Here is a 231-nt window from a genome sequence, read left to right on the forward strand (position 1 = left end):
AAAGAAAGCGTAATAGCTCACTAGTCGAGTCGGCCTGCGCGGAAGATGTAACGGGGCTAAAACTATGCACCGAAGCTGCGGCAGCGTATGTAAATACGTTGGGTAGGGGAGCGTTCTGTAAGCCGTAGAAGGTGTATTGTGAGGTATGCTGGAGGTATCAGAAGTGCGAATGCTGACATAAGTAACGATAAAGCGGGTGAAAAGCCCGCTCGCCGGAAGACCAAGGGTTCC

Annotated in this window: 1 rRNA gene; it reads left to right on the forward strand. The window is 51.5% G+C overall.

Going from position 1 to position 231, the window contains the following annotated elements:
- A 23S ribosomal RNA gene (locus tag H3U96_RS11165) occupies positions 1 to 231 on the forward strand; the annotation flags it as partial.

The sequence above is a fragment of the Gilliamella sp. M0364 genome (assembly GCF_016100565.1).
Classification (GTDB): domain Bacteria; phylum Pseudomonadota; class Gammaproteobacteria; order Enterobacterales; family Orbaceae; genus Gilliamella; species Gilliamella apis.